Below are 24273 nucleotides of genomic sequence, written 5' to 3'. Positions count from 1 at the left end.
GCCATCGTGTCGATGTGACGCATTCCCGGTCGACTGGGCGGCCCCTACCGCCGCGCGGGTGTGCGAGCATGAAGGGACAGCGAGAGGCACGGCGAATCCGGCCAGCCAGGCCCGGAATGAATCCGCGGCCCCGACGGTTGCACCCGTCGGCAAGCAGTCCGAACAACCCGGGAGAGAAGCAGATGTCCGTATCGGACGAGAAGACCACTGTCAGCGACGGCATTCTCCTGTCTGACGCCGCCGCGGGGAAGGTCAAGGCCCTGCTCGACCAGGAAGGCCGCGACGACCTGGCGCTGCGCGTCGCCGTACAGCCGGGTGGCTGCTCCGGCCTGCGTTACCAGCTCTTCTTCGACGAGCGTTCGCTCGACGGCGACGTCGTGAAGGACTTCGACGGAGTCAAGGTCGTCACCGACCGGATGAGCGCTCCGTACCTGGGCGGCGCCTCCATCGACTTCGTCGACACCATCGAGAAGCAGGGCTTCACGATCGACAACCCCAACGCCACGGGCTCCTGCGCCTGCGGCGACTCGTTCAGCTGAGCTGCTGTCACTGAGTACTCAGCACTGAGCACCGAGCTTCCACGCGTGAGCGGCGGGGGCCCGCTCCCGGATCATCCGGGAGCCGCCGCTCACGCGTTGGTGACGTACGGGCTACGTGCGGGGCACGGTCGCACCCTTCGTGTCGACGACCTCCCGGTCGCCCAGCGGCTTGTCCAGGGTCACCGTCTCGGTGAGCTCCTTGGCGATCATGATGCAGACCCTGCCCGGATCCTGCGTGGTCTCGGTGATCTTGACGACCACCCGGTCACCGCGCTCCTCGGCCGACGCGGAGTACGTGGAGCACACGCCGCCCCAGAAGTGCAGGGTCAGTGTCCTGCCGTCGGCGCTGTACGACTCGACCGCCGAGTCCCGCTGCTCCGGGGGCTCTGTGGGATCCGTGGGCTTCGTGGGCTCCGGGGACGGCTTCGCGGGCGCCTGCAGATACTCCGGGTCCACCGCGGGATGCGTGATCGTGACGGACTGCTCCACGCTGTCCGGCTTCACCTCGAACAGCCACGACGGCACCAGGATCTGCCGCCCCCGCTCGAAGTGCGCCGCGAGCCCGAACACCGCGTCGTCCACGACCACGGTCGGGGGCTTCGGGTGCACCGGCATGTCCGAACCCGGCTCACACGGCGCCTGCTTCTCGCCGTCACTCCGCGCCGCGTCACCGTCGTGCGGTACGGCGCTCGCGCACCCGGCGATGGAGCCCCGCTCGGCCCCCGCGGCCGGTGTGTTCAGCCGCTTCAGTGTCTCGTCCGCGTCGAGTACGGGATAGGTGGCGCCCTTCTCCGGCTCCGTCAGCCGCCCGTTGGCGCCGAACACCTTGCCCTCCGAGCTGACCTGGACGCTCGTCGCCCAGCCGTGCGTGGGCAGCCCGCCGATCACCGGATCGGCGTTCACCACCCGAACCCTTCCCTGGGTCTGGCGGGCGTCGAGCTTGGCGTCGTCCTGGCCGATCGCCTTCAGCAGCGGCCGGGCCGCGGCCTTCGCCTCCCCCTCGCTCACCGGGGGGATCATGCTCGCGAGACCCTTCCCGCCCACGGGCGCGCACCGGGTGGTTCCGGAGCAGTCACCCTCACTTGAGAAGTACTTCGCGTAGGTCCAGCTGCCCGGCGCCTGCTTGTGCACCTGCAGCTCGTGCCCGGAGCCGTCCTTGACCTGGCCGACCTTCCAGGCGGTGCCGTCGAGCCGGGGCGTGCCCTTGACGTTCAGGGCCGCCGCCAGCCGCGCCACCTGGTCCTTGGTGACCTCGCCGCGCGCCCGGTACACCGGGGCCGCGTCGGGCCCGTCGGGCAGCTTGCCGTCCGCCCGGTACCTGGTCCCGCTCGGGTCCGGCTCACCAGGCGCGATGCCGGGCGCGTCCGGCTCCGTACCGCGCTCCGTGTGGCCGTCCAGGTCGAGCGGGGGCGGGGATGCGTCGGCACTCGGCCCACTGGCGCCCGTACGGCCGCCGTCACCCGAGGTGGTCGTCGCGAGATACGCCCCGCCGCCGCCGACCAGCAGCACCGCGGCCGCCACCGAGGCGACGGTCAGCGGAATACGCCGCCGGGCGGGTGCGTCGTCGTTCTCGGGTCCCTCGGTGCTCACCGCATCGCTCCTTCACCTGTGCTGCCGTCTCATGCCGTATCCGGCATCCCCCCGACGGGGGAGCACCGATGAGACGGAACAGGGGAGCGCGCGGTTCCCGTTTGAGCGCCCCCAGTTCAGTCCCCGTAGTCCGACATGGAGTCCAGCAGCCTGGCCGAGTGCGGCGGCACGACGACGCCGTGGATGAGCGAGGGCGGCACGGGCGCGGGAGCGGTCGCGGCGGACGCCTTCCAGTGAGGTGCCATCTGCGCGCAGTCTCCGCGCAGCTGCTCGAGGCTGAGGTCGACGGGCTCCACGATCACGGTGTGCTTCGACATATCTGCACCGTACGCAGGCCAAGCCCCGGCACAGAAGGTCTACTATCGGGTAGTTTCCCCCGTTCAACCCAACGGCCGAAACCGGGTAGCGTGAACTGTCAATCTCCCCCGCTGCCTCCCGCAGGAGACTAAAGCCGTGCGAATCGCTGTCACCGGCTCCATCGCCACCGACCACCTCATGACCTTCCCTGGTCGCTTCGCCGACCAGCTGGTCGCCGACCAGTTGCACACGGTCTCGCTGTCCTTCCTGGTGGACAACCTCGACGTACGCAGGGGAGGCGTCGGCCCCAACATCTGCTTCGGCATGGGGCAGCTCGGCGGGAACCCGATCCTGGTCGGCGCCGCCGGCTCCGACTTCGACGAGTACCGCGCCTGGCTGGACCGGCACGGCGTGGACACCGCGTCCGTGCGCATCTCCGAGGTGCTGCACACCGCCCGCTTCGTCTGCACCACGGACGCCGACCACAACCAGATCGGCTCCTTCTACACGGGCGCGATGAGCGAGGCCCGCCTCATCGAGCTGAAGAACGTCGCCGACCGGGTCGGCGGCCTGGACCTCGTCCTGATCGGCGCGGACGACCCGGAGGCGATGCTGCGCCACACCGAGGAGTGCCGCACCCGCTCCATCCCCTTCGCCGCCGACTTCTCGCAGCAGATCGCGCGGATGAACGGCGACGAGATCCGCACCCTCCTGGACGGCGCCACGTACCTCTTCTCCAACGAGTACGAGAAGGGGCTCATCGAGTCCAAGACCGGCTGGAGCGACGAGGAGATCCTGGACCGCGTCGGCCACCGGGTCACCACGCTCGGCTCGCGCGGTGTGCGCATCGAGCGCGCCGGTGACCCCGCGATCGAGGTCGGCTGCCCGCAGGAGGAGGCCAAGGTCGACCCGACCGGCGTCGGCGACGCCTTCCGCGCGGGCTTCCTGTGCGGCCTCGGCTGGGGCGTCGGCCTGGAGCGCGCGGCGCAGGTCGGCTGCATGCTCGCCACCCTGGTCATCGAGACCATGGGCACCCAGGAGTACACCCTGCGCCGGGCCCACTTCATGGACCGCTTCACCAAGGCGTACGGCTTCGAGGCCGCGACCGAGGTCAAGGAGCACCTGGCCTAGGCCATCGGGGCCCCTGGCGACAGGGCCTGCCCTCAGAGCGCTACGAGAGCCGGCGGACCACATAGGCGCTGCCTCGGTCCGCCGGCTCCTCGCCGACGTACTCCTGACCCCGCATCTCGCACCACGCCGGGATGTCGAGCCGCGCCGCCTCGTCGTCGGACAGGACCGTCACCGTCCCGCCGACCGGGACGTCGCCGATCGCCTTGGCCAGCTCGATCACCGGAATCGGGCACCGCTTGCCCAGCGAGTCGACGACCAGCGACCCCGTCTTCGTACGCCCGGCCGCCGCGTCCGGCGCGCCCAGCTTCTCCCGTACCGAGGACACCGCCTCCGGCAGCACCCGCAGGAAGCGGTCGACGTCGTCCGACGGTGTGCCGGTCGGCAGGGACACCCGGACGTTTCCCTCGGTGAGCACCCCCATCGCCTTCAGCACATGGCTGGGCGTCAGCGTCGAGCTGGTGCACGACGAGCCGGAGGACACCGAGAAGCCCGCCACGTCCAGCTCGTGCAGCAGAGTCTCCCCGTCGACATAGAGACACGAGAACGTCAGCAGATGCGGCAGCCGCCGTTCCGGATCGCCCACCACCTCGCAGTCCGGCACCAGCTCGGGCACCCGGGCCCGGATCCGCTCGGTCAACTCGCGCAGCCGCAGCGCCTCCTGGGCCGCCTCGGCACGCACCGCACGCAGGGCCGCGGCCGCCGCCACGATCGCCGGGATGTTCTCGAAGCCGGGCGCGCGCCCCGACTCCCGCTCGTCGGCGGGTCCCTGAGGGGCGAACCGCACCCCCTTGCGTACGGCGAGCAGCCCGACCCCTGCCGGTCCGCCCCATTTGTGCGCACTGGCGGTGAGCAGCGACCAGCCGCCTTCCACCGGACCCCACGGCAGCGACTGGGCCGCGTCCACCAGGAGGGGCACCCCGGCCACCTGACACGCCGCGGCTACCTCGGCGATCGGTTGTTCGGTTCCCACCTCGTGGTTGGCGGACTGCAGACAGGCCAGCGCGGTGTCCTCGCCCAGCGCCTGGGCATACGCGGCGGGGGCCACCCGGCCCGTACGGTCCACCGGCACCTCGGTGACCGAGCCGCCCTGTTCCCGGTGGGCCGCAGCCGAATGGAGCACCGAGGAGTGCTCGACCGCGGAGACGACCAGGCGGGATCCGACACGCCGACGTCCGGCGAGCGCGCCGGCGATCCCGGAGTGCACCGCACGCGTACCGGACGGGGTGAAGACCAGCTCGTCGGGGCGGCAGCCCACCGCGTCGGCCGCCGCCTCACGGGCCGCGTCAAGCAGCAGTCGGGCCCGCCGCCCCTCGCGGTACAGACGGGACGGATCGGCCCATCCCTCGTCGAGCGAGGCCTGCAGGGCCTGCCGGGCGACGGGGTGCAGTGGGGCGGAGGACGCGGCGTCGAAGTAGGGCACCCGGCCACGCTAACCCCGGTCGGGACCGACGGTCGGCCGGGACCACATCAGAGGGCGTCAGTTGCCTGGTGGCGGGCGCTATTCGGGGGCCGGAGGGGCGCTCTTCAGAAGATCCAACCACCCCTTTGGGGAGTGCCACGGCGCGTTGGGGACCCTCCCCGCGCGACCCCAAATAGCGTCCAGTAGGGTTTGGTCCGCATAAACATCCAAACCCCTGCCCGTGTACGGGCCGGAGCCCGACCAGCTACACGGACGAGCCCGGTCGAGCGGGCGAGACTCTCGGGAAGGCGCTACGTGAGTCCCAACGGCTCCGACCGCTCGTCGCGGCGCCCGATGCGGCGGAAGCTGCCGCAGGTGCTGACTGCGGGCCTGATCCTCGCGACCGCAACCGGTTGCACATACAAGGACTTCCCCCGTCTTGGTATGCCAACGCCGGTCACAGAGGAAGCCCCGCGGATTCTGTCCCTCTGGCAGGGCTCGTGGGCGGCTGCGCTCGCCACGGGCGTCCTGGTGTGGGGCCTGATCCTGTGGAGCGTCATCTTCCACCGGCGCAGCCGCACCAAGGTCGAGGTACCTCCGCAGACCCGGTACAACATGCCGATCGAGGCGCTGTACACCGTGGTTCCGCTCATCATCGTCTCGGTGCTGTTCTACTTCACAGCCCGCGACGAGGCCAAGCTCCTCGCACTCGAGGACAAGCCGGCACACACCATCAACGTGGTCGGCTACCAGTGGAGCTGGGGCTTCAACTACATCGAGGACGTACCGGGGTCCGACAAGGGCGACGCCAAGACCAGCAAGGAACTGGCGGCCATCCCGGACCGGTTCAAGGAAGACTTCCCGGAGAACGCCGGTGGTGTGTTCGTGGCCGGCACGCCCGGCGAGCGGAACCCGCAGAACGGCAACCCGGGGCCGACGCTCTGGCTGCCCAAGGGCGAGAAGGTCCGTTTCATCCTGACCTCTCGTGACGTCATCCACTCCTTCTGGGTGGTGCCGTTCCTGATGAAGCAGGACGTCATCCCGGGCCACACCAACGCCTTCGAGGTGACCCCCAACAAGGAGGGCACCTTCATGGGCAAGTGCGCCGAGCTCTGCGGCGTCGACCACTCCCGGATGCTGTTCAACGTCAAGGTCGTCTCCCCGGAGCGTTACCAGCAGCACCTCAAGGAGCTGGCCGACAAGGGGCAGACCGGCTACATCCCGTCGGGCATTGAGCAGACGGACCCGGCCAGGAACGCGGAGAAGAACCAACTGTGAGCATCCTCAACGAACCCCAGGGTGCCGCCGTAGCCGACGACTCGTACGAGGACGAGTTGCCGGTACGGCGCAAGCAGCCCGGCAATGTCGTGGTGAAGTGGCTTACCAGCACTGACCACAAGACGATCGGCTCGCTCTACCTGATCACGTCGTTCGTGTTCTTCTGCGTCGGCGGTCTGATGGCGCTCTTCATGCGCGCCGAGCTGGCCCGTCCGGGCACGCAGATCATGTCGAACGAGCAGTTCAACCAGGCGTTCACGATGCACGGCACCGTGATGCTGCTGATGTTCGCGACACCGCTGTTCGCCGGTTTCGCGAACTGGATCATGCCGCTGCAGATCGGCGCGCCCGACGTGGCGTTCCCGCGGCTGAACATGTTCGCGTACTGGCTGTACCTCTTCGGCTCGCTGATCGCGGTGGCCGGCTTCCTCACCCCGCAGGGTGCCGCCGACTTCGGCTGGTTCGCCTACTCCCCACTATCGGACGCGGTCCGCTCGCCGGGCGTCGGCGCCGACATGTGGATCATGGGTCTGGCCTTCTCCGGCTTCGGCACGATCCTCGGCTCGGTCAACTTCATCACCACGATCATCTGCATGCGCGCCCCCGGCATGACGATGTTCCGGATGCCGATCTTCACCTGGAACGTGCTGCTGACCGGTGTGCTGGTCCTGCTCGCCTTCCCGGTGCTGGCCGCCGCGCTGTTCGCCCTGGAGGCGGACCGACAGTTCGGGGCGCATATCTTCGATGCCGCCAACGGCGGCGCCCTACTGTGGCAACACCTCTTCTGGTTCTTCGGCCATCCAGAGGTGTACATCATCGCGCTGCCGTTCTTCGGCATCATCTCCGAGGTCATCCCGGTCTTCTCGCGTAAGCCGATGTTCGGCTACATGGGTCTGATCGGTGCGACCATCGCGATCGCCGGTCTGTCCGTGACGGTGTGGGCGCACCACATGTACGTCACCGGCGGTGTGCTGCTGCCGTTCTTCTCCTTCATGACCTTCCTGATCGCGGTGCCCACCGGTGTGAAGTTCTTCAACTGGATCGGCACCATGTGGAAGGGCAGCCTGTCCTTCGAGAACCCGATGCTCTGGGCCACCGGCTTCCTGATCACCTTCACCTTCGGTGGTCTGACCGGTGTCATCCTGGCCTCGCCCCCGATGGACTTCCACGTCTCGGACTCGTACTTCGTCGTCGCGCACTTCCACTACGTCATCTTCGGCACCGTGGTCTTCGCGATGTTCTCCGGATTCCACTTCTGGTGGCCGAAGTTCACCGGCAAGATGCTGGACGAGCGGCTCGGCAAGATCACCTTCTGGACGCTGTTCGTGGGCTTCCACGGCACGTTCCTGGTGCAGCACTGGCTGGGCGCTGAAGGCATGCCGCGGCGTTACGCGGACTACCTGGACGCGGACGGGTTCACGGCGCTGAACACCATCTCCACGATCAGCTCGTTCCTGCTCGGCCTGTCGATGCTGCCGTTCATGTACAACGTCTGGAAGACGGCCAGGTACGGCAAGAAGATCGAGGTCGACGACCCGTGGGGTTACGGCCGTTCGCTCGAATGGGCCACGTCCTGCCCGCCGCCGCGGCACAACTTCCTCACCCTGCCCCGGATTCGCTCCGAATCCCCGGCGTTCGATCTGCACCACCCGGAGATCGCCGCGCTCGACCAGCTTGAGCACGCCGGTCACGGTGGCAGCGCCATCGCCGGTGACGGCGACAAGGAGGCTGGCAAGTGAAGATCCAGGGCAAGATGTTCATCTGGCTGAGCGTCTTCATCCTCATCATGGCCGGCGTCTACGGCTGGTGGTCCAAGGAGCCGGTCGGCACCGCGGCGCTCTTCATGGCCTTCGGCCTGTGCATCATGATCGGCTTCTACCTGGCCTTCACGGCCCGGCGGGTCGACGCGATGGCGCAGGACGACAAGGAGGCCGACATCGCGGACGAGGCCGGCGAGGTGGGGTTCTTCTCCCCGCACAGCTGGCAGCCGCTCGCGCTGGCCGTCGGTGGCGCGTTCGCCTTCATGGGCGTCGTCTTCGGCTGGTGGCTGCTGTACTTCTCCGCCCCGCTGCTCCTGATCGGCCTGTGGGGCTGGGTCTTCGAGTACTACCGCGGCGAGAACCAGAACCAGTGAGCCGCTAGCTAGCACACCGCGGGACCCCGAGGGGCCCGGACACTCCGTCAAGGAGCGTTCGGGCCCCTCGTTTGCCGTAACCCTTGCCCCTCATACGGGTCACTCGGCGCGCCGTAATTGACGCGGCTTCCTAGCGTGTGATCATGAGCCACTCACCGCGAATCCACACGATACTGAGCTGCACCCTGTTGGTGGTCGCCGGCGGCGCGGGGGCCTCGGCCTGCGGCTCCGACAGCCATCCGCTCTCGTCCAAGCCGTATGACGCGGCCGGGCAGATCGCCTTCAACGGGCCCGTCGGCAACAAGAAGGCGAACCCGGACCAGCCGCTTGAGGTGACCGCGCAGGGCAAGGACGCGCGCATCACCGACGTCACGGCCACCGACGCCGCGGGCCGCTATGTCGCGGGCGAGCTGTCCGCCGACGGGTCGCGCTGGCACTCCACCACACCGCTGGCCGCGGACACCGCGTACGAGGTCAAGATCAGCACCGAGGACAGCGACGGCGCGCCTGGCCACAAGGCGCTGACGTTCCAGACCGGCGCGGCCAAGGCGAAGGCCCTCAAGGTCGAGTTCGGCCCGCAGGCGGGCACGTACGGGGTGGGACAGCCGGTCACGGCGAAGCTCAGCGCCCCGGTCAAGGACAAGCGGGCCCGCGCCGTCGTGGAGCGCGCCCTGACCGTGCGCTCCACCCCCGCGGTCGAGGGTGCCTGGCACTGGGCGGACAGCGAGACCCTGCACTACCGGCCCAAGGAGTACTGGCCGGCGGGCGCGACCATCGAGGCCACCTCCCGCCTCGCGGGCATCAAGGTCGACGACCGGCTCAGGGGCACCGCGACCAAGCCGCTGCGACTGAAGACCGGCGACAAGATCGAAGCTGTGGTGAACGCCTCATCGCACTGGATGACGATCTACCGCAATGGCGAGGAGATCAACTCGATCCCGGTCACCACCGGCAAAGCTGGCTATTCCACCCGAAACGGCGTCAAGGTCGTCCTGGGAAAGGAGTACTTCGTCCGGATGCGGGGCACCAGCATCGGCATCCCCACCGGCAGCTCCGACTCGTACGACCTGCCGGTCTACTACGCGACCCGGGTCACCCACAGCGGCGAGTACGTACACGCCGCGCCCTGGTCCGCGGGCTCCCACGGCTACGCCAACGTCAGCCACGGCTGCGTCGGTATGAGTACCGGGAACGCCGCCTGGTTCTACAACACCGTGCGCCAGGGGGACATCGTCAGAACCATCAACAGCTACGGCGAGACGATGCCCACCTTCGGCAACGGCTACGGCGACTGGAACATCAGCTGGAAGAAGTGGCGCGAGGGCAGCGTCCTGCTGGCCGGGACGCGCGAGGGTCAGAGCCCGGCCGACGCCGCCCGGCTCCGGCCGCAGGTCTGACCTCAGGCCTGTGCGAGGGCCCTGGTGCGCAGCAGGGCGGCCAGGGCCTCGGCGAACTCCACCGGTTCCACCGGCAGCGTCACAGCGGCCTCAGCGCGGCTCCAGGTGGCCAGCCAGGCGTCCTGCGGGCGGCCGATCAGCAGCAGTACCGGCGGGCTCTGGAAGATCTCGTCCTTGATCTGCCGGCAGATCCCCATACCGCCCGCGGGCACCGCCTCGCCGTCCAGGACGCAGACATCGATCCCGCCCCGGTCCAGCTCCCTCATGACCGCGGCAGGCGTGGCGCACTCGATGAACTCGACCTGCGGCACGTCCGCGGCCGGCCTGCGGCCCGTCGCCAACCGCACCTGTTCACGGGTGTTCGAGTCGTCGCTGTAGACCAGGACCGTGGCGGTGGGCTGCATGGGTGCTCCGCTTCGTCGACAACATCGCATCTGAACCGATGCGCGGATGCTACTCCGTCAAACACCCCGTCAACACCGGTACGCACAGGGCTTCGATGGGCCATCCGGGCTGGACATGGGGCGGGAACACTCCGAACGGCACCCCCCGGGGTGAGGGCGGGATAAGCGACCGACATAATGTCGGTCGTGGCGACAGTAACGACAGTAGATACCGGGCATGCACACCCGACGGTCAATCGACCGAACCTCACCAGCGTCGGAACCATCATCTGGTTGAGCTCCGAGCTGATGTTCTTCGCGGCCCTCTTCGCGATGTACTTCACCCTGCGATCGGTGACGGGCGCCGACTTCTGGTCCGGTCAGGCCGACCTGCTGAACCTCCCGTTCGCGCTGACGAACACGGCGATCCTGGTGGCGTCCTCGCTGACCTGCCAGATGGGTGTCTTCGCGGCCGAGCGCGGCGATGTGAAGAAGCTCCGGGCGTGGTTCATCCTGACCTTCGTCATGGGCGCGATCTTCATCGGCGGTCAGGTCTTCGAGTACACCGAGCTCGTCCACGAGGGCCTCTCGCTCTCGTCCGACGCCTACGGCTCGGCGTTCTACCTGACCACCGGCTTCCACGGTCTGCACGTGGCGGGAGGCCTCATCGCCTTCCTGCTGGTTCTCGGCAGAACATACGCGGCCAGGAGGTTCACCCATGATCAGGCAACGGCCGCCATCGTCGTGTCCTACTACTGGCACTTCGTCGATGTGGTCTGGATCGGCCTCTTCGCCACGATCTACCTGATCAAGTAACCGGGCGCTGAGTCCGACACAGTCCAGAAGCACCGACGCAGAAGATCCTGACACCGGGGTAATCCGTGAAAAAGCTCTCCGCACGACGACGCCATCCGCTGGCGGCGGTCGTCGTCCTACTCTTCGCGCTGGCGGCCACCGGGGGGCTGTACGCCGTGTTCGCGCCCGCGGACAAGGCACAGGCCGACGAGACCGCTCAGTCCCTCGCCATCGACGAGGGCAAGAAGCTCTACTCGGTGGGCTGCTCCAGCTGCCACGGGGCCAACGGCCAGGGCGGGTCCGACGGACCGAGCCTGGCGGGCGTCGGCAGCGCAGCCGTCGACTTCCAGGTGGGCACCGGCCGCATGCCGGCCGCCACCTCGCAGGGCGCCCAGGTGCCGAAGAAGAAGAAGATCTACACCCAGGCCGAGATCGACCAGCTCTCGGCGTACATCGCCTCGCTGGGCGTCGGGCCCTCCGTGCCCAAGCCGAAGCAGTACAGCAAGGACGGTGCCGACATCGGCGAGGGTGGTGAGCTGTTCCGCAACAACTGCGCGCAGTGCCACAACTTCACCGGTGAGGGCGGCGCGCTGACGGAAGGCAAGTACGCCCCGAGCCTTGAGGGCGTCGACCCGAAGCACATCTACGAGGCGATGCTGACCGGCCCGCAGAACATGCCGTCCTTCCCCGACTCGACGATGCCGGAGAAGGCCAAGAAGGACATCATCGCGTACCTCGACGCGGTCAACGGTGAGAAGACCGCGAACCCCGGGGGTCTCAAGCTGGGCGGCCTCGGCCCGGTCAGTGAGGGCCTCTTCGCCTGGATCTTCGGTCTCGGCGCCCTGGTCGCCACCGCTGTCTGGGTCGCCGCGCGGACCGCAAAGGCCAAGAAGTCATGAGTAGCCAAGACATTCCAGAGACGAGCCTGACGGACGAGCAGGCCACCGAGTCGAGCGTGGCCAAGCCCGCCGACAAGAACCCGTTCGCGGACCCGGGGCTGCCGCCCCACGAGCACCGCGTCCAGGACATCGACGAGCGGGCCGCCAAGCGCTCCGAGCGCACGGTCGCCCTGCTCTTCACCGTGTCCATGCTGTCCACGGTCGCGTTCATCGCCTCGTTCGTGGCGTTCCCGATCGACAAGATCGTGTACATCTGGCCGTTCGGCCGGGTCAGTGCGCTGAACTTCTCGCTGGGACTGACGCTGGGCCTCGCGCTCTTCTGCATCGGCGCGGGTGCGGTCCACTGGGCCCGCACTCTGATGTCCGACGTGGAGATCGCCGACGAGCGGCACGCCATCGAGGCCGAGCCCGAGGTCAAGGCCAAGGTCATGGAGGACTTCCGGCAGGGTGCCGCGGAGTCCGGCTTCGGGCGGCGCAAGCTGATCCGGAACACCATGTTCGGCGCTCTCGCCCTGGTACCGCTCTCCGGCGTCGTCCTGCTGCGTGACCTCGGTCCGCTGCCGGAGGACAAGCTGCGGCACACCAAGTGGGCCAAGGGCAAGCAGCTGGTGAACATGAACACCAAGGAGCCGCTGCGCCCCGAGGACGTCGTTGTCGGTTCGCTGACCTTCGCCATGCCCGACGGCATGGACGAGCACGACCACGACTTCCTGAACGAGATCGCCAAGGCCGCCCTGATGATCGTCCGGCTGGAGCCGAAGGACATCAAGGACAAGCGCGAGCTCGAGTGGGGCCACGAGGGCATCGTCGCGTACTCCAAGATCTGCACCCATGTGGGCTGCCCGATCAGCCTGTACGAGCAGCAGACGCACCACGTCCTCTGCCCGTGCCACCAGTCCACCTTCGACCTCACTGACGGTGCCCGAGTCATCTTCGGCCCGGCCGGTCACCCGCTGCCGCAGCTGCGCATCGGTGTGAACGATGAGGGCTTCCTCGAGGCGCTCAGCGACTTCGAAGAGCCCGTCGGTCCGTCCTTCTGGGAGCGCGGATGAGTACCGCAACTGACGACAAGCGCAAGGCACCGGCGGGCGAGCGGGTCGCCGACTGGGCCGACGGCCGGCTGGGCATCTACAGCCTGGCCAAGGCCAACATGCGGAAGATCTTCCCGGACCACTGGTCCTTCATGCTGGGTGAGATCGCCCTCTACAGCTTCATCATCATCATCCTCACGGGTGTGTACCTGACGCTGTTCTTCCACCCGTCGATGAACGAGGTGGAGTACCACGGCGCGTACGGCCCGATGCAGGGCGTGCTGATGAGTGAGGCCTACGCCTCGACGCTGGACATCAGCTTCGAGGTCCGCGGTGGTCTGCTCATCCGGCAGATCCACCACTGGGCCGCCCTGATCTTCCTCGCGGCGATGTTCGTGCACATGATGCGCGTCTTCTTCACGGGTGCGTTCCGCAAGCCGCGTGAGATCAACTGGCTGTTCGGCTTCCTGCTGTTCGTCCTCGGCATGTTCACCGGTTTCACCGGCTACTCGCTCCCGGACGACCTGCTCTCCGGCACCGGTGTCCGCTTCACGCAGGGCGCGATCCTGTCCATGCCGGTCGTGGGCACGTACATCTCGATGTTCCTGTTCGGCGGCGAGTTCCCCGGCGGCGACATGATCGCCCGGTTCTACTCGATCCACATCCTGTTGCTGCCGGGCATCATGCTCGGCCTGGTCGTGGCCCACCTGATCCTGGTCTTCTACCACAAGCACACGCAGTTCGCGGGTGCCGGAAAGACCAACAAGAACGTCGTCGGCATGCCGCTGCTGCCGGTCTACATGGCCAAGGCCGGAGGCTTCTTCTTCCTGGTCTTCGGCATCATCGCGGCCATCGCGGCGATCGCCTCGATCAACCCGATCTGGGCCCTTGGCCCGTACCGCCCGGACATGGTGTCCACCGGCGCCCAGCCCGACTGGTACATGGGCTTCGCCGAGGGTCTGATCCGGTTCATGCCGGGCTGGGAGATCGTCCTCTGGGACAGCTACACGCTCAACCTGGGTGTGTTCATCCCGCTGATGATCTTCCCGCTGGTGCTGGGCGCGATCGCGGTCTACCCGTTCATCGAGTCCTGGATCACCGGCGACAAGCGCGAGCACCACATCCTGGACCGCCCGCGCAACGCCCCGACGCGTACCGCCTTCGGTGCCGCCTGGATTGCGGCGTACTTCATCATGCTGATCGGTGGTGGCAACGACCTGTGGGCCACCCACTTCGATCTGTCGATCAACTCGATCACCTGGTTCGTGCGGATCTTCTTCATCGCCGGACCGATCCTGGTGTTCATCGCCACCAAGCGGATCTGCCTGGGTCTGCAGCGGCGCGACCGCGACAAGGTGCTGCACGGTCGCGAGACCGGCATCATCAAGCGGCTGCCGCACGGTGAGTTCATCGAGGTGCACGAGCCGCTCGACCAGGAGCAGCTGCACAAGCTCACCGCGCACGAGCAGTACAAGCCCGCCGAGATCGGCCCGACGGTCGACGAGAACGGTGTGAAGCGCAAGGTGAAGGGGTCCGAGAAGCTCCGGGCCAAGCTCTCCAAGGGCTACTTCGCCGAGGGGAACCAGATCCCCAAGGCGACCACCGAGGAGTACGAGGAGATCACCAGTGGCCACGGCCACCACTGATGTCCTGAACTGATCACCACTGATCGCCACGGCTCTGAGCCCCGTCCAGCGAATGGACGGGGCTCTTTGCCGTCCCAGCCCTTGGATAGGCTGAGCCGCATCCGCATTCGTCGTACGAGACCAGGAGCGACCATGAGCGCTGTGAACCCCGCTGGAGGCGACACCGCGGCGGGCCGTTCCTGGCCCGACGTACTGAACGGCCTGCTGGAGGGGCGCGACCAGAGCGCGGACGACACCGCGTGGGCGATGGACCGCATCATGCGGGGCGAGGCGACCGACGCGCAGATCGCCGGCTTCGCGGTGGCGCTGCGGGCCAAGGGCGAGACCGTCGAGGAGATCTCCGGTCTGGTCCGCACGATGTACGAGCACGCCAGGGTGATCGAGGTGCCGGGGCCGAGCGTCGACATCGTCGGCACCGGCGGCGACGGCGCCAAGACCGTCAACATCTCCACCATGTCCGCGATCGTGGTCGCCGGAACGGGCGCCAAGGTCGTCAAGCACGGCAACCGCGCGGCGTCGTCTGCCTCCGGCGCGTCCGACGTCCTGGAAAAGCTCGGCGTCAACCTGGAGTTGACGCCACGTCGGGTTGCCGAGGTCGCCGAAGAGGCCGGGGTCACCTTCTGCTTCGCGGTGAAGTTCCACCCGGCGCTGCGGCATGTGGCCGCGGCGCGCAAGGAGCTGGGTATCAGGACCACCTTCAACTTCCTGGGGCCGCTGACCAACCCGGCTCGGGTGCGGGCCCAGGCGACCGGTGTCGCGGACGCCCGGATGGCGCCGATCATGGCCGGGGTGCTGGCCGAACGCGGCTCGTCCGCCCTGGTCTTCCGCGGCGACGACGGGCTCGACGAGCTGACCACCACCGCGACCTCGCGAGTGTGGGTGGTCCGGGACGGCCAGGTCCGCGAGGAGGCCTTCGACCCGCGCGACGTCGGCCTGGAGCTGGTACCGGTCGAGGCGCTGCGCGGCGCGGACGCCTCGTACAACGCGGAGGTGGCGCTGCGGCTGCTGGCCGGTGAGACCGGCCCGGTACGGGACGCGGTACTGCTCAACTCGGCGGCGGCCCTGGTGGCCCTGGACCCGACCGGGGCCCCGCTGCCGGAGCAGATCCGGGCCGCGATGGCCAAGGCGGCGGAGGCGATCGACTCCGGCGCGGCCAAGCGGGCCCTTGACCGGTGGGTGGCGGCCAGCAACGCCTGAGGCGTACCTGGAGTGGTGCGAGGCGCGGTCCGGATTCTGGACCGCGCCTTGCGTATGCAAGATCGTGTGGCAAGATGCTGCCCAGGTCATGAGTGACAGCGACTACGGCCCCGGCCCGCTGTCCGGCAACCCTCCGTCCGTGGCGGGGTGCCCCGGGTGAAGACCAGGCCGCAGGCAGCGAGGTCTGCGGCAAGCGCGGACCCCTGCATACCCTGGGGTCCTGGTCCTCAAGGGAGCAGTCTCGTGAGTAAGCGAATGCGATAGGGCTTCACGCCCCACTTCCGCACACCCTTTTTCTCTTTTTCTCCTGCGCCGACGTGTATCCAAGCCGTCGCTCGCGCGGAGCTTTCGCCTGCCTCACACGGGAGTTCGCCATGTCCGTCGCCACCGCTGCCGCCGCCTCCACCTCCGCCGCCGTCGACCAGCCCCTCTGTACGCTGCCCGTCCTCGGCCGCGACGTCACCGTCCCGCTCGTCACCGGCGGCGAGGCCACCTACGCCGCCCTCGACTACGCCGCCAGCGCGCCCGCCCTGCAGCGGGTCTGGGACGACGTGGCCGCGTACGCCCCGTACTACGGCAGCGTGCACCGTGGTGCCGGGTACCTCTCGCAGCTCTCCACCGACCTCTTCGAGAACGCCCGCAGGACCGTCGAGGAGTTCCTCGGCTGCCGCGAGGGGGACCAGGTCGTCTTCACCCGGTCGACCACCGACTCGCTGAACCTGCTCGCCGCCGCGCTGCCCGCCGACTGCCAGGTCTTCGTCTTCGAGACCGAGCACCACGCCTCACTGCTGCCCTGGCGCGACGCCCGCGTCACCTACCTGAACGCGCCGCGCACCCCGCAGCAGGCCGTCGCCACCCTGGAACGCGCCCTCGCCGACCGCACTGCATCCATTCAAGAGGGGCACGGCCCCGCCCTGGTCTGCGTCACCGGCGCATCGAACGTGACCGGCGAGCTGTGGCCCGTACAGGAGCTGGCCGCCGCCGCGCACGCCCACGGCGCCCGTATCGTCCTTGACGCCGCCCAGCTCGCGCCCCACCACCCGGTGGACATCGCCGCGTTGGACGTCGACTGGGTCGCCTTCTCCGGACACAAGCTCTATGCGCCCTTCGGCTCAGGCGTGCTCGCGGGCCGCGCCGACTGGCTGCGGGCCGCCGAGCCGTACCTCGCGGGCGGTGGCGCGTCCAAGGCGGTGGCGCGGCGGGCCGACGGCGGCGTCGACGTGGAGTGGCACACCACCGCCGCGCGCCACGAGGCCGGTTCGCCCAACGTCATCGGGGCGTACGCGATCGCCTCGGCCTGCAAGGCCCTGACCGAGGCCGGGTTCGACGCGCTGGTGGAGCGGGAGCGGGAGCTCATCGCGAAGGTGCGCGAAGGCCTGGCGGCGGTGCCCGAGGTGAAGGTGCTCTCGCTCTTCGGCGATGACGCGCCCCGGGTCGGCGTCATCTCGTTCGTGGTCCAGGGGTGGAACAGCTCGCACTTCGCGGCCGCGCTCTCGGCCGAGTACGGCATCGGGGTACGCGACGGACTGTTCTGCGCCCACCCGCTGGTCCGCACCCTGCTCGGCAGCGACCCGCAGGAGCAAGGCGCGTGCGGAGCCCCCGAGGCGGCGCCCGGCACCAAGTCGCTGAACGCGATCCGCGTGAGCTTCGGCGCGGGCACGCCCGACGAGCATGTGGAGCGGTTCGTACGGGCCGTCGGCGAACTCGTCCGGGACGGCGCCCGGTGGAGCTACCGCACCGAGGACGGGCGCTGCGTGCCCGACACCACGGCCTGACGGGTCAGGAGTCGAGCCCGATCGCGAACGCCGCCTCCAGGTCGTGCTGGGAGTACGTACGGAACGCGACATGGGTGTCCGTGGCCTGCACGCCGGGGATCTTGCTGATGCTGCCCGGAATGACGTCCGCCAGGTCGTCGTGCGAGGCCACGCGCACCATGGCGATCAGGTCATAGGTGCCGGTCACGGAGAAGACCTCGCTGACACTGTCCAGCGCGGCGATCGACTCCGCGATCTCCGGGATGCGGTCCACACTGGTCTTGATGAGCACGATCGCGGTGATCACGGCTGACTGTCTCCCTCGGTGGCCGTCGCTGGGGTGCTCACTCTAGTCGTCCGCAGCTCAAGCACCCACGCGCAGCCGAAGCCCAGCGCGAACCCCGCCAGGTGCGCCAGGTACGCCACCGAGGGACCCTCGGCGTCCCGGCGCGCGGCCAGCCACTGCAGGGCCACCCAGAAGGGCAGCACCAGCCAGGCGGGAAAGCGCAGCGGCAGGAAGAAGAGGAACGGGAAGAGGCTGGTCACCCGGGCCTTGGGGAGGAGCCGCAGGAAGCCTCCGAGCACCGCGGAGATCGCCCCTGACGCGCCGACCAGGGTCTGTGTGGAGTCGGCGTTGGCGAGTGCGTACACACACAGCGCCAGGACCCCGCAGCCGACGTAGAACAGGGCGAAGCGAACATGCCCCAGGCGTTCCTCGGCCATCACGCCGAAGACGAACAGGAAGAGCATGTTGCCCAGCAGATGCAGCCAGCTGCCGTGCACGAAGAGCGCCGTGACGGGAGTGACGACGGCCCGCGCCGAGCCGCTCAGCAGCTCGGCCGGGATCACTCCCCACCGCGCGAAGTAGTCGCGCTGGGCGGTGAGCAGCTGCTCGCCGGTGCCGTAGGCGGGATTCAGCCCGGAGGCCGGGGACACGGCGAAGACGACGCAGCACAAGGCGATCACCCCGTACGTCACCACGGCCCCGCGGCCCGCCGGCAGCCGCGCCGCCACGACCCGGACCACCCGCCAGGCCCCCCTCTTATCGATCATGACCAGATCCTGACGTAACCGGACCGAACCGCATAGACCGCCTCGCCGTACCGGTGCCGTCCGCACGGCGCTCCGCCAGGCCGTAGGGTTACCTGCAGGACCAGCGACCGACACTCGAGGGAAGGCCCCACGCCACCATGACGGTTCCCCTGCCGACCGCCGAGACCCGATGGCGCTGCACGCTGTGCGGCAACCTCACGCGTTTCGACGTGACCCGCTCGTCGAAGGTCGTGGAGTACGTCCACCTCGACCTGGCAGGTGAGCCCAAGGTGGAGGAGCGTGAGGTGGTCAGTGAGACCATCGAGTCGGTGCGCTGCCGCTGGTGCAACGCGGTGGACCAGGTGGAACTCGTGGACAGGCCGGGCGCGGACTCCTGAGGGAGCCGCCCCGCACAGGTAGTGGGGTGACGGATGGTGGAGGCGTCAAGCGGTGCCGAGCCGGCCGGCGCGGCCGACGGCTCCGCCGAGGAACTCGACCGCCCGCTGCCCGAGGGTGTACGCCGCCGGGTCATCGCGATCGTCTCGGACGGCTTCGGTGGCCTGACCGTCGCCGAACTGCCCGCCCAGCTCCGCCAGTACGCCCGGTTCACGCCGTCCAGGCGGCTGAAGTTCGCGGGTAACGCGATGGCCACGGCCCTGGAGGCCGAACCGCTGTTCCGGCAGCGGATCGCCGAACGCCTCAGAGAGGCCCAGCCCGAGCTGGTCCGCGCCCTGGAGGCAGGCTCGCCGCCCCCGGCCGCCGACCCGCTCGATGTGGCGGCCGCGGCCTATGTGCTGCGCCCCACGGGCTGGGTGAAACTGGTGACCGCGGCGGGCGAGGAGGCCCAGCGCGCCGACGCCGAGCGCGCGGACGAGGAGACCAAGGCGGAACTGGAGCGGCTGCGCCGCGAGGTCGCCGAGGCCCGCGAGCGCGCCAGGGCCGAGAACGAACGGCTGCGCACCGACCTGGAGTCGGCCAAGAAGGAAGCCGAATCGCTTCAGCGCAAACTGCGCAGCGCCCTCAGCGACGTCAAGCGGGGCGAGGCCGCGCTGCGCAAGGCGGTCGCCGAGACCGAGTCCGTACGGGCCGAGAGCCAGACCCAGCTGTCGGCGGCCGACAGTGAGACGCGTCGGCTCAAGGCGCGGCTCGGCGAGGCCGAGGCGGCGCTGGAGGCCAGCCGCAAGGCGGTGCGCGAGGGCCGCTCCATCGAGGACATGCGGGTGCGGCTGCTCCTGGACACGATGCTGGAGTCGGCCCAGGGGCTGCGCCGCGAACTGGCCCTGCCACCGGTCTCGCTGCACCCCGCGGAGACCGTGGACGCCGTCGAGCCCGGCCGGATGACCCCCAAGGACATCGCCGCCCGCGCGCTCTCCGAGAGCGATCCGGCCATTTTGGACCAACTGCTCACGCTGCCCCAGGCCCATCTGGTGGTGGACGGCTACAACGTCACCAAGACCGGCTATCCCACCATGCCGCTGGAGAAGCAGCGGCTCCGCCTGCTCGGCAGTCTCTCCGCGCTCGCGGCCCAGACCGGGGCCGAGGTGACCTGTGTCTTCGACGGCGCCGAACTGGCCGCGCCGGTGCTGCTCGCGCCGCCGCGCGGGGTGCGGGTGCTGTTCTCCAAGCCGGGCGTGACGGCGGACGAGCTGATCCGCCAGCTGGTGCGCGCCGAGCCGCCGGGGCGGCCCGTGACGGTGGTCTCGACCGACCGCGAGGTAGCCGACGGCGTCGCCAGGGCCGGAGCGCGCCCGGTCGCGTCCGCTGTACTCCTGAAGCGGCTTTCGAGGAGCTAGTCAACTCCTGGGGCTAATGCCCGAATTGAGCTGACCATAGCGCGACGTAGCGTCAACCCGTCATCACCCCATGTGCGTTGTGAGTAAAGAATGCAGACGGCGGGCGGGTTTTTTCTCACAGGATTTGAACTGATCACATCGGGGTCATTAGGGTCTGGGCTCGAACCTTCGCACGGTTGATCACCCATACGGGGTGACGGTGAGGGTCCCGCCCGCCGGGTATCGGTAGGCGGCTGGAGGAAGAAGGAGCCGCCTTCGTGGCGTCCCACCGTCGACCCAAGCAGCCGAGCCGCACCCGCGTCACCGTGCTGACCGCGACCGCGGCCGCTGCCGTCGCGCTTACCTCGCAGGCCGCGCAGGCGGACCCGAAGCCGACCAAGAAGGACGTCAAGGAAAAGGTCGACAAGCTCTACGAAGAGGCCGAGCACGCCACCGAGAAGTACAACGGGGCCAAGGAGAAGCAGGAGAAGCTCGAGAAGCAGATCGACGGCCTGCAGGACAAGGTCGCCCGCGGTCAGGACGAGCTCAACGACCTGCGCGACGGCCTCGGTTCGCTGGCCACGGCCCAGTACCGCTCGGGCGGCATCGACCCCTCCGTACAGCTGTTCCTGTCATCGGACCCGGACGACTACCTCGACAAGGCCTCCGCCCTCGACCAGTTGAGCGGTAAGCAGGCCGACTCCCTGAAGAAGATCCAGGCGAAGCAGCGCACCCTCGCGCAGCAGCGGTCGGAGGCCTCCGGCAAGCTGACGGACCTCGCGGACACCCGCAAGGTGCTCGGCAAGAAGAAGAAGGAAGTCCAGGGCAAGCTCGCCGAGGCGCAGCGGCTCCTGAACACCCTGACCGCCCAGGAGCGCCAGAAGCTCCAGGAGGAGGAGCAGCGGGCCAGCCGCGCCTCCGAGCGGGCGGCGCTGGACGCCCCCGAGACCAAGGCCAGTGGCGGCGGTTCGACCTCCGGCGGGAGCACGGCCACCGGCAGCGGGCGCGCCTCGTCCGCGTACTCCGCGGCCCAGAGCAAGCTCGGTTCGCCGTATGTCTACGGCGCCCAGGGCCCCAGCTCCTTCGACTGCTCGGGGCTCACCTCGTGGGCGTTCGCGCAGGCCGGGGTCAAGATACCCAGGATCTCGCAGGACCAGGCGAAGATCGGCACCCGGATCAGCTCGCAGAGCGACCTCAAGGTCGGCGACCTGGTGTTCTTCTACAGCGACCTGCACCACGTCGGCTTCTACGCGGGCAACGGCCAGATCCTGCACGCACCCAAGCCGGGCACCGTGGTGCGCTACGAGTCGATCAACAACATGCCGTACATGTACGGCGTGCGCGTCTGACCCTTCCTGTCACACCCCGTCGGGCTCCTGCGGGCCGCTCGGCGCGCCCTCCGAACGGGCGAATTCCCTGATCGTGTGCTGACCCCGCGCCCCGCCCTCGACCTGCGTCGACGGCGGGGCGTCGGATTGTGTGCCCGGCCCGGTCCTTGGTCGCCGGGTGATCGGACGGCTACTGTCTGCGGCTGATTCCCCCGACTCACCGGGGGACCTGTCAGCGGAAGGGAGCGGCTGCCTGTGGCGTCCCATCGCCGTCCTTCGCAGTCCGGCCTTGCCGGTTTTGACCGCGGTGCCCGTGTCACCGCCCTGTCCGCCGCCGCGGCGACCGCTGCAGCGGCACTCGCCGCCACCCCGGCCGGCGCGGAGCCACATGACACCGCGCGCGACACCCGGGCCGAAGTGGACCGGCTGTACGCGGAGGCCGAGCGCGCGACCGAGGCGTACAACAAGGCCGACGAGCACGCCGGCACCCTGCGCCGCCAGGTCGCCCAGGCCAGGGACAGCGTCGCCCGCGGGCAGGAGCGCATCAACACCATGCGCGGCGCGCTGGGCACCCTCGCCGGGGCCCAGTACCGCTCCGGGGGCATCGACCCCACGCTGGCCCTGGTCCTCTCCGAAGACCCGGACAGCTACCTCGACAAGGCCACAACCCTGGACCGCATCAGCGCCCGGCACGTCGGCGAACTCGCCGAACTGCAGGGCGCGCAGCGCGAACTCGCCCGGCAGCGCGCCGAGGCCACCCGCAAGCTGGCCGAGCTGGAGAAGTCCCGCGCCGCGGTGACCCGCCACAAGCGCTCCGTCGAGCGCAAACTCGCCAAGGCCCAGCGGCTGCTGAACTCGCTGCCGTCCCAGGAGCGCGCCGACCACGACCGTGCCTCGCGCTCCGAGGCGCGCCCCGACCAGGGACCGGGCCCCGCGGCGTCGTCCGGACGCGCCGCGAGCGCGGTCTCGGCGGCCCGCCAGGCGGTCGGGCGGCCCTATGTGTGGGGCGCCAACGGGCCGAGCGGCTTCGACTGCTCGGGCCTGACGCAGTGGGCGTACGCGCAGGCGGGGGTCGGGCTGCCGCGTACCTCGCAGGCGCAGCGCCATGCCGGGCGACACGTCTCCGTCGACCAGGCGCAGCCCGGCGACCTCGTCACCTACCGGGGCGACGCCAGCCACATCGGGATGTACGTGGGCAACGGGCAGGTGGTGCACGCGCCCTACCCCGGCGCCGCGGTGCGCTACGACCCGGTCGGCATGATGCCGATCAACTCTGTGACGCGGGTCTGAGTCTGCGGGTCCGAGTCCGCGGGGCCCAGTCCGCGGGGCTGAGCACGCGCGACTGAGCACATGCGGCTGAGCGCATGCGGCTCCGTGCGCGGGTCTGGCCGGGCGGGCCGGGTCACTTCCCGGCCGTAGCTCGTACGATCGATGGATGTCCGGCAGCAGGCGTACGCGAGCGTGGCTGGCGGGGCTGCTCTGCCTGGCCGCCCTCGTCTTCGGCACCTCCTGCGGCGGCCCCGCCCGTCAGGACTCCGCCACCGGGGCCGTCGAGCGGCTCCTGGAGCGGCGCGCGGCGGCGGTACTCGACCGGGACGAGGCGGCCTATCTGGCCACCGGCGCCCCGGGGACCGCGAGACGGGGCAGCGAGTTCCACAACCTCGCCCAAGTGCCGCTCGGCTCCTGGGACTACCGGCTGAACCGGCTCGACCGCTCCGGTTCCCGGGCCACCGCCGCCGTGCAGCTGCGCTACCGCATCGACGGCCACGACCGGGCCCCACTGGTCACCTCCCGCACGGTCGACCTGGCCGAGCGCGACGGCCGCTGGTACGTCACCGCCGAGCGCTCCCGCAAGGGTGAGACCGAGCAGCTGTGGGAGCAGGGCCCGGTCACCGCCGTACGCGGCAAGCGCAGCCTGGTGCTCGGGTCCGGACCGTCCCGTGAGCGGCTGCGGGGCTACGCGGACCTCGCCGACCGCGCGGTGCCCGAGGTGCAAGGCGCCTGGGGGCACGCCTGGCCGGGGCGGGTCGTGGTGCTGGTGCCCGAGTCGCTGGACGCGATGGCGGGGCTGCTCGGGGCGGATGCGGCCGGGTACCAGGGGATCGCGGCGGTGACCACGGGCGACGCGGGCGGCTCGAAGAAGGCGCCCGCCGACCGGATCATCGTCAACCCCGCGGCGTACGACGTCCTGGGCGACCTGGGCAAACAGGTCGTCCTCACCCACGAGGCGACCCATGTGGCCACCCGCGCCCACACCTCGGCAGCGACCCCGCTGTGGCTCTCGGAGGGCTTCGCCGACTGGGTCGCGTACCGCGACTCGGGGCGCGGCGCCCAGCGGATCGCCCCCGAGTTGGCGCGCGCGGTCCAGCGTGGCGAGCTCCCGGCCGCGCTGCCCGACGACGAGGCCTTCGGCTTCGCCGGGGACGCCGGGCGCCTCGCTCAGGCGTACGAGGGCGGCTGGCTGGCCTGCCGGATGATCGCCGGGAGCTGGGGCGAGGAGAAGCTGATCGCCTTCTACGAGGAGGTCGGCGGGCACAAGCGCCGGGCCGGAGCGGTCGAGGGCGCGCTGCGGGACGTACTCGACACGACACCGGAGGAGTTCACGGCGGACTGGCGCGCCTATGTCCGGGACCGGCTGGGCTGACCTGGTCTTGGGGCTGGCTGGGCTGGG

The 24273-nt window shown here is 69.5% G+C and carries 23 protein-coding genes and 1 riboswitch; of the genes, 17 read left to right on the top strand and 6 right to left on the bottom strand.

Going from position 1 to position 24273, the window contains the following annotated elements:
• Positions 1-182 precede the first annotated feature (182 nt).
• Positions 183-539 (top strand): HesB/IscA family protein, encoded by a 357-nt coding sequence (locus U9R90_RS25860; RefSeq protein WP_205375817.1) that lies wholly within the window; start codon positions 183-185, stop codon positions 537-539.
• Positions 540-650: 111 nt separating this feature from the next.
• Here the strand turns inward: U9R90_RS25860 and U9R90_RS25855 are convergent, their stop codons facing one another.
• Both U9R90_RS25855 and U9R90_RS25850 read right to left on the bottom strand, forming a co-directional pair.
• Positions 651-2129, bottom strand: coding sequence for a hypothetical protein (locus U9R90_RS25855; protein ID WP_411059072.1), 1479 nt, complete (start codon positions 2127-2129; stop codon positions 651-653).
• A gap of 116 nt (positions 2130-2245) precedes the next feature.
• Positions 2246-2446, bottom strand: coding sequence for a hypothetical protein (locus tag U9R90_RS25850; protein WP_411059071.1), 201 nt, complete (start codon positions 2444-2446; stop codon positions 2246-2248).
• A 136-nt stretch (positions 2447-2582) separates the two neighbouring features.
• Between U9R90_RS25850 and U9R90_RS25845 the strand changes: the two genes are divergently transcribed.
• Entirely contained in the window at positions 2583-3557 is a 975-nt protein-coding gene (locus U9R90_RS25845) for a carbohydrate kinase family protein (RefSeq protein ID WP_411059070.1), read from the top strand.
• A 40-nt stretch (positions 3558-3597) separates the two neighbouring features.
• Here U9R90_RS25845 and U9R90_RS25840 read toward each other — a convergent pair whose 3' ends face one another.
• Positions 3598-4977 carry a cysteine desulfurase/sulfurtransferase TusA family protein gene (locus U9R90_RS25840; RefSeq protein WP_411059069.1) on the bottom strand — a complete coding sequence of 460 codons (1380 nt, stop codon included), beginning with the start codon at positions 4975-4977 and terminating at the stop codon, positions 3598-3600.
• Positions 4978-5271: 294 nt separating this feature from the next.
• On the opposite strand from U9R90_RS25840, the gene coxB reads away from it, so the two are divergent.
• From coxB to U9R90_RS25820, 4 genes are all read left to right on the top strand, one after another.
• Positions 5272-6234 (top strand): cytochrome c oxidase subunit II, encoded by a 963-nt coding sequence (gene coxB, locus U9R90_RS25835; RefSeq protein ID WP_411059068.1) that lies wholly within the window; start codon positions 5272-5274, stop codon positions 6232-6234.
• A complete protein-coding gene (gene ctaD / locus U9R90_RS25830) occupies positions 6231-7973 on the top strand; it encodes a cytochrome c oxidase subunit I (RefSeq protein WP_411059067.1) in 1743 nt (580 codons plus the stop codon). Before coxB ends, ctaD begins: the two co-directional genes overlap by 4 nt.
• Positions 7970-8368: a cytochrome c oxidase subunit 4 gene (locus tag U9R90_RS25825; protein ID WP_411059066.1), complete on the top strand. Its 399-nt coding sequence runs from the start codon at positions 7970-7972 to the stop codon at positions 8366-8368. The genes ctaD and U9R90_RS25825 overlap by 4 nt, the downstream gene beginning before the upstream one ends.
• A 143-nt stretch (positions 8369-8511) precedes the next feature.
• Positions 8512-9765, top strand: a complete 1254-nt coding sequence (locus tag U9R90_RS25820; protein ID WP_411059065.1) for an Ig-like domain-containing protein — start codon at positions 8512-8514, stop codon at positions 9763-9765.
• Positions 9766-9767: 2 nt separating this feature from the next.
• Here the strand turns inward: U9R90_RS25820 and U9R90_RS25815 are convergent, their stop codons facing one another.
• Positions 9768-10169, bottom strand: a complete 402-nt coding sequence (locus U9R90_RS25815; RefSeq protein ID WP_411059064.1) for a hypothetical protein — start codon at positions 10167-10169, stop codon at positions 9768-9770.
• A gap of 177 nt (positions 10170-10346) precedes the next feature.
• On the opposite strand from U9R90_RS25815, the gene U9R90_RS25810 reads away from it, so the two are divergent.
• From U9R90_RS25810 to U9R90_RS25785, 6 genes are all read left to right on the top strand, one after another.
• A complete protein-coding gene (locus U9R90_RS25810; RefSeq protein ID WP_411059063.1) occupies positions 10347-10964 on the top strand; it encodes a heme-copper oxidase subunit III in 618 nt (205 codons plus the stop codon).
• Between the two features lie 65 nt (positions 10965-11029).
• The gene (locus tag U9R90_RS25805) at positions 11030-11842 is read left to right on the top strand and encodes a c-type cytochrome (RefSeq protein WP_411059062.1); all 813 of its coding nucleotides are present in this window, start codon (positions 11030-11032) and stop codon (positions 11840-11842) included.
• The gene (locus U9R90_RS25800) at positions 11839-12894 is read left to right on the top strand and encodes a Rieske 2Fe-2S domain-containing protein (protein WP_411059061.1); all 1056 of its coding nucleotides are present in this window, start codon (positions 11839-11841) and stop codon (positions 12892-12894) included. The genes U9R90_RS25805 and U9R90_RS25800 overlap by 4 nt, the downstream gene beginning before the upstream one ends.
• A complete protein-coding gene (locus U9R90_RS25795; RefSeq protein WP_411059060.1) occupies positions 12891-14519 on the top strand; it encodes a cytochrome b in 1629 nt (542 codons plus the stop codon). Before U9R90_RS25800 ends, U9R90_RS25795 begins: the two co-directional genes overlap by 4 nt.
• Before the next feature lie 132 nt (positions 14520-14651).
• Positions 14652-15716: an anthranilate phosphoribosyltransferase gene (gene trpD, locus U9R90_RS25790; RefSeq protein ID WP_411059059.1), complete on the top strand. Its 1065-nt coding sequence runs from the start codon at positions 14652-14654 to the stop codon at positions 15714-15716.
• Between the two features lie 84 nt (positions 15717-15800).
• Positions 15801-15918, top strand: a riboswitch (SAM riboswitch).
• A gap of 172 nt (positions 15919-16090) precedes the next feature.
• On the top strand, positions 16091-17491 hold the full coding sequence (locus U9R90_RS25785) for an aminotransferase class V-fold PLP-dependent enzyme (RefSeq protein WP_411059058.1): 1401 nt from the start codon (positions 16091-16093) through the stop codon (positions 17489-17491).
• Positions 17492-17495: 4 nt separating this feature from the next.
• Here U9R90_RS25785 and U9R90_RS25780 read toward each other — a convergent pair whose 3' ends face one another.
• A complete protein-coding gene (locus U9R90_RS25780) occupies positions 17496-17777 on the bottom strand; it encodes an Lrp/AsnC family transcriptional regulator (RefSeq protein WP_411059057.1) in 282 nt (93 codons plus the stop codon).
• A complete protein-coding gene (locus U9R90_RS25775; protein WP_411059056.1) occupies positions 17774-18523 on the bottom strand; it encodes a rhomboid family intramembrane serine protease in 750 nt (249 codons plus the stop codon). The genes U9R90_RS25780 and U9R90_RS25775 overlap by 4 nt, the downstream gene beginning before the upstream one ends.
• A 137-nt stretch (positions 18524-18660) precedes the next feature.
• On the opposite strand from U9R90_RS25775, the gene U9R90_RS25770 reads away from it, so the two are divergent.
• From U9R90_RS25770 to U9R90_RS25750, 5 genes are all read left to right on the top strand, one after another.
• On the top strand, positions 18661-18900 hold the full coding sequence (locus tag U9R90_RS25770) for a hypothetical protein (protein ID WP_411059055.1): 240 nt from the start codon (positions 18661-18663) through the stop codon (positions 18898-18900).
• 33 nt (positions 18901-18933) lie between these two features.
• On the top strand, positions 18934-20295 hold the full coding sequence (locus tag U9R90_RS25765; RefSeq protein WP_411059054.1) for an NYN domain-containing protein: 1362 nt from the start codon (positions 18934-18936) through the stop codon (positions 20293-20295).
• 257 nt (positions 20296-20552) lie between these two features.
• On the top strand, positions 20553-21623 hold the full coding sequence (locus U9R90_RS25760) for an NlpC/P60 family protein (protein WP_411059053.1): 1071 nt from the start codon (positions 20553-20555) through the stop codon (positions 21621-21623).
• A 234-nt stretch (positions 21624-21857) separates the two neighbouring features.
• On the top strand, positions 21858-22892 hold the full coding sequence (locus tag U9R90_RS25755) for an NlpC/P60 family protein (RefSeq protein WP_411059052.1): 1035 nt from the start codon (positions 21858-21860) through the stop codon (positions 22890-22892).
• Between the two features lie 145 nt (positions 22893-23037).
• Entirely contained in the window at positions 23038-24246 is a 1209-nt protein-coding gene (locus tag U9R90_RS25750; protein WP_411059051.1) for a hypothetical protein, read from the top strand.
• The last annotated feature ends 27 nt before the right edge of the window (positions 24247-24273 follow it).

Source organism: Streptomyces sp. E11-3, assembly GCF_046540415.1.
In the GTDB taxonomy this organism is placed as follows: domain Bacteria; phylum Actinomycetota; class Actinomycetes; order Streptomycetales; family Streptomycetaceae; genus Streptomyces.
The sequence above is the reverse complement of the archived record's forward strand: the minus strand, read 5'-3'. Positions and strand labels throughout refer to the sequence as shown.

What these genes read in the sequence shown, in the direction of transcription:
- U9R90_RS25860 (WP_205375817.1), top strand. Translation starts at nt 183, where the DNA reads ATGTCCGTATCGGACGAGAAGACCACTGTCAGCGACGGCATTCTCCTG.
- U9R90_RS25775 (WP_411059056.1), bottom strand. Translation starts at nt 18,523, where the DNA reads ATGATCGATAAGAGGGGGGCCTGGCGGGTGGTCCGGGTCGTGGCGGCG.
- U9R90_RS25795 (WP_411059060.1), top strand. Translation starts at nt 12,891, where the DNA reads ATGAGTACCGCAACTGACGACAAGCGCAAGGCACCGGCGGGCGAGCGG.
- U9R90_RS25750 (WP_411059051.1), top strand. Translation starts at nt 23,038, where the DNA reads ATGTCCGGCAGCAGGCGTACGCGAGCGTGGCTGGCGGGGCTGCTCTGC.
- U9R90_RS25810 (WP_411059063.1), top strand. Translation starts at nt 10,347, where the DNA reads ATGTCGGTCGTGGCGACAGTAACGACAGTAGATACCGGGCATGCACAC.
- U9R90_RS25820 (WP_411059065.1), top strand. Translation starts at nt 8,512, where the DNA reads ATGAGCCACTCACCGCGAATCCACACGATACTGAGCTGCACCCTGTTG.
- U9R90_RS25850 (WP_411059071.1), bottom strand. Translation starts at nt 2,446, where the DNA reads ATGTCGAAGCACACCGTGATCGTGGAGCCCGTCGACCTCAGCCTCGAG.
- U9R90_RS25770 (WP_411059055.1), top strand. Translation starts at nt 18,661, where the DNA reads ATGACGGTTCCCCTGCCGACCGCCGAGACCCGATGGCGCTGCACGCTG.
- U9R90_RS25785 (WP_411059058.1), top strand. Translation starts at nt 16,091, where the DNA reads ATGTCCGTCGCCACCGCTGCCGCCGCCTCCACCTCCGCCGCCGTCGAC.
- U9R90_RS25815 (WP_411059064.1), bottom strand. Translation starts at nt 10,169, where the DNA reads ATGCAGCCCACCGCCACGGTCCTGGTCTACAGCGACGACTCGAACACC.
- trpD (WP_411059059.1), top strand. Translation starts at nt 14,652, where the DNA reads ATGAGCGCTGTGAACCCCGCTGGAGGCGACACCGCGGCGGGCCGTTCC.
- U9R90_RS25800 (WP_411059061.1), top strand. Translation starts at nt 11,839, where the DNA reads ATGAGTAGCCAAGACATTCCAGAGACGAGCCTGACGGACGAGCAGGCC.
- U9R90_RS25765 (WP_411059054.1), top strand. Translation starts at nt 18,934, where the DNA reads ATGGTGGAGGCGTCAAGCGGTGCCGAGCCGGCCGGCGCGGCCGACGGC.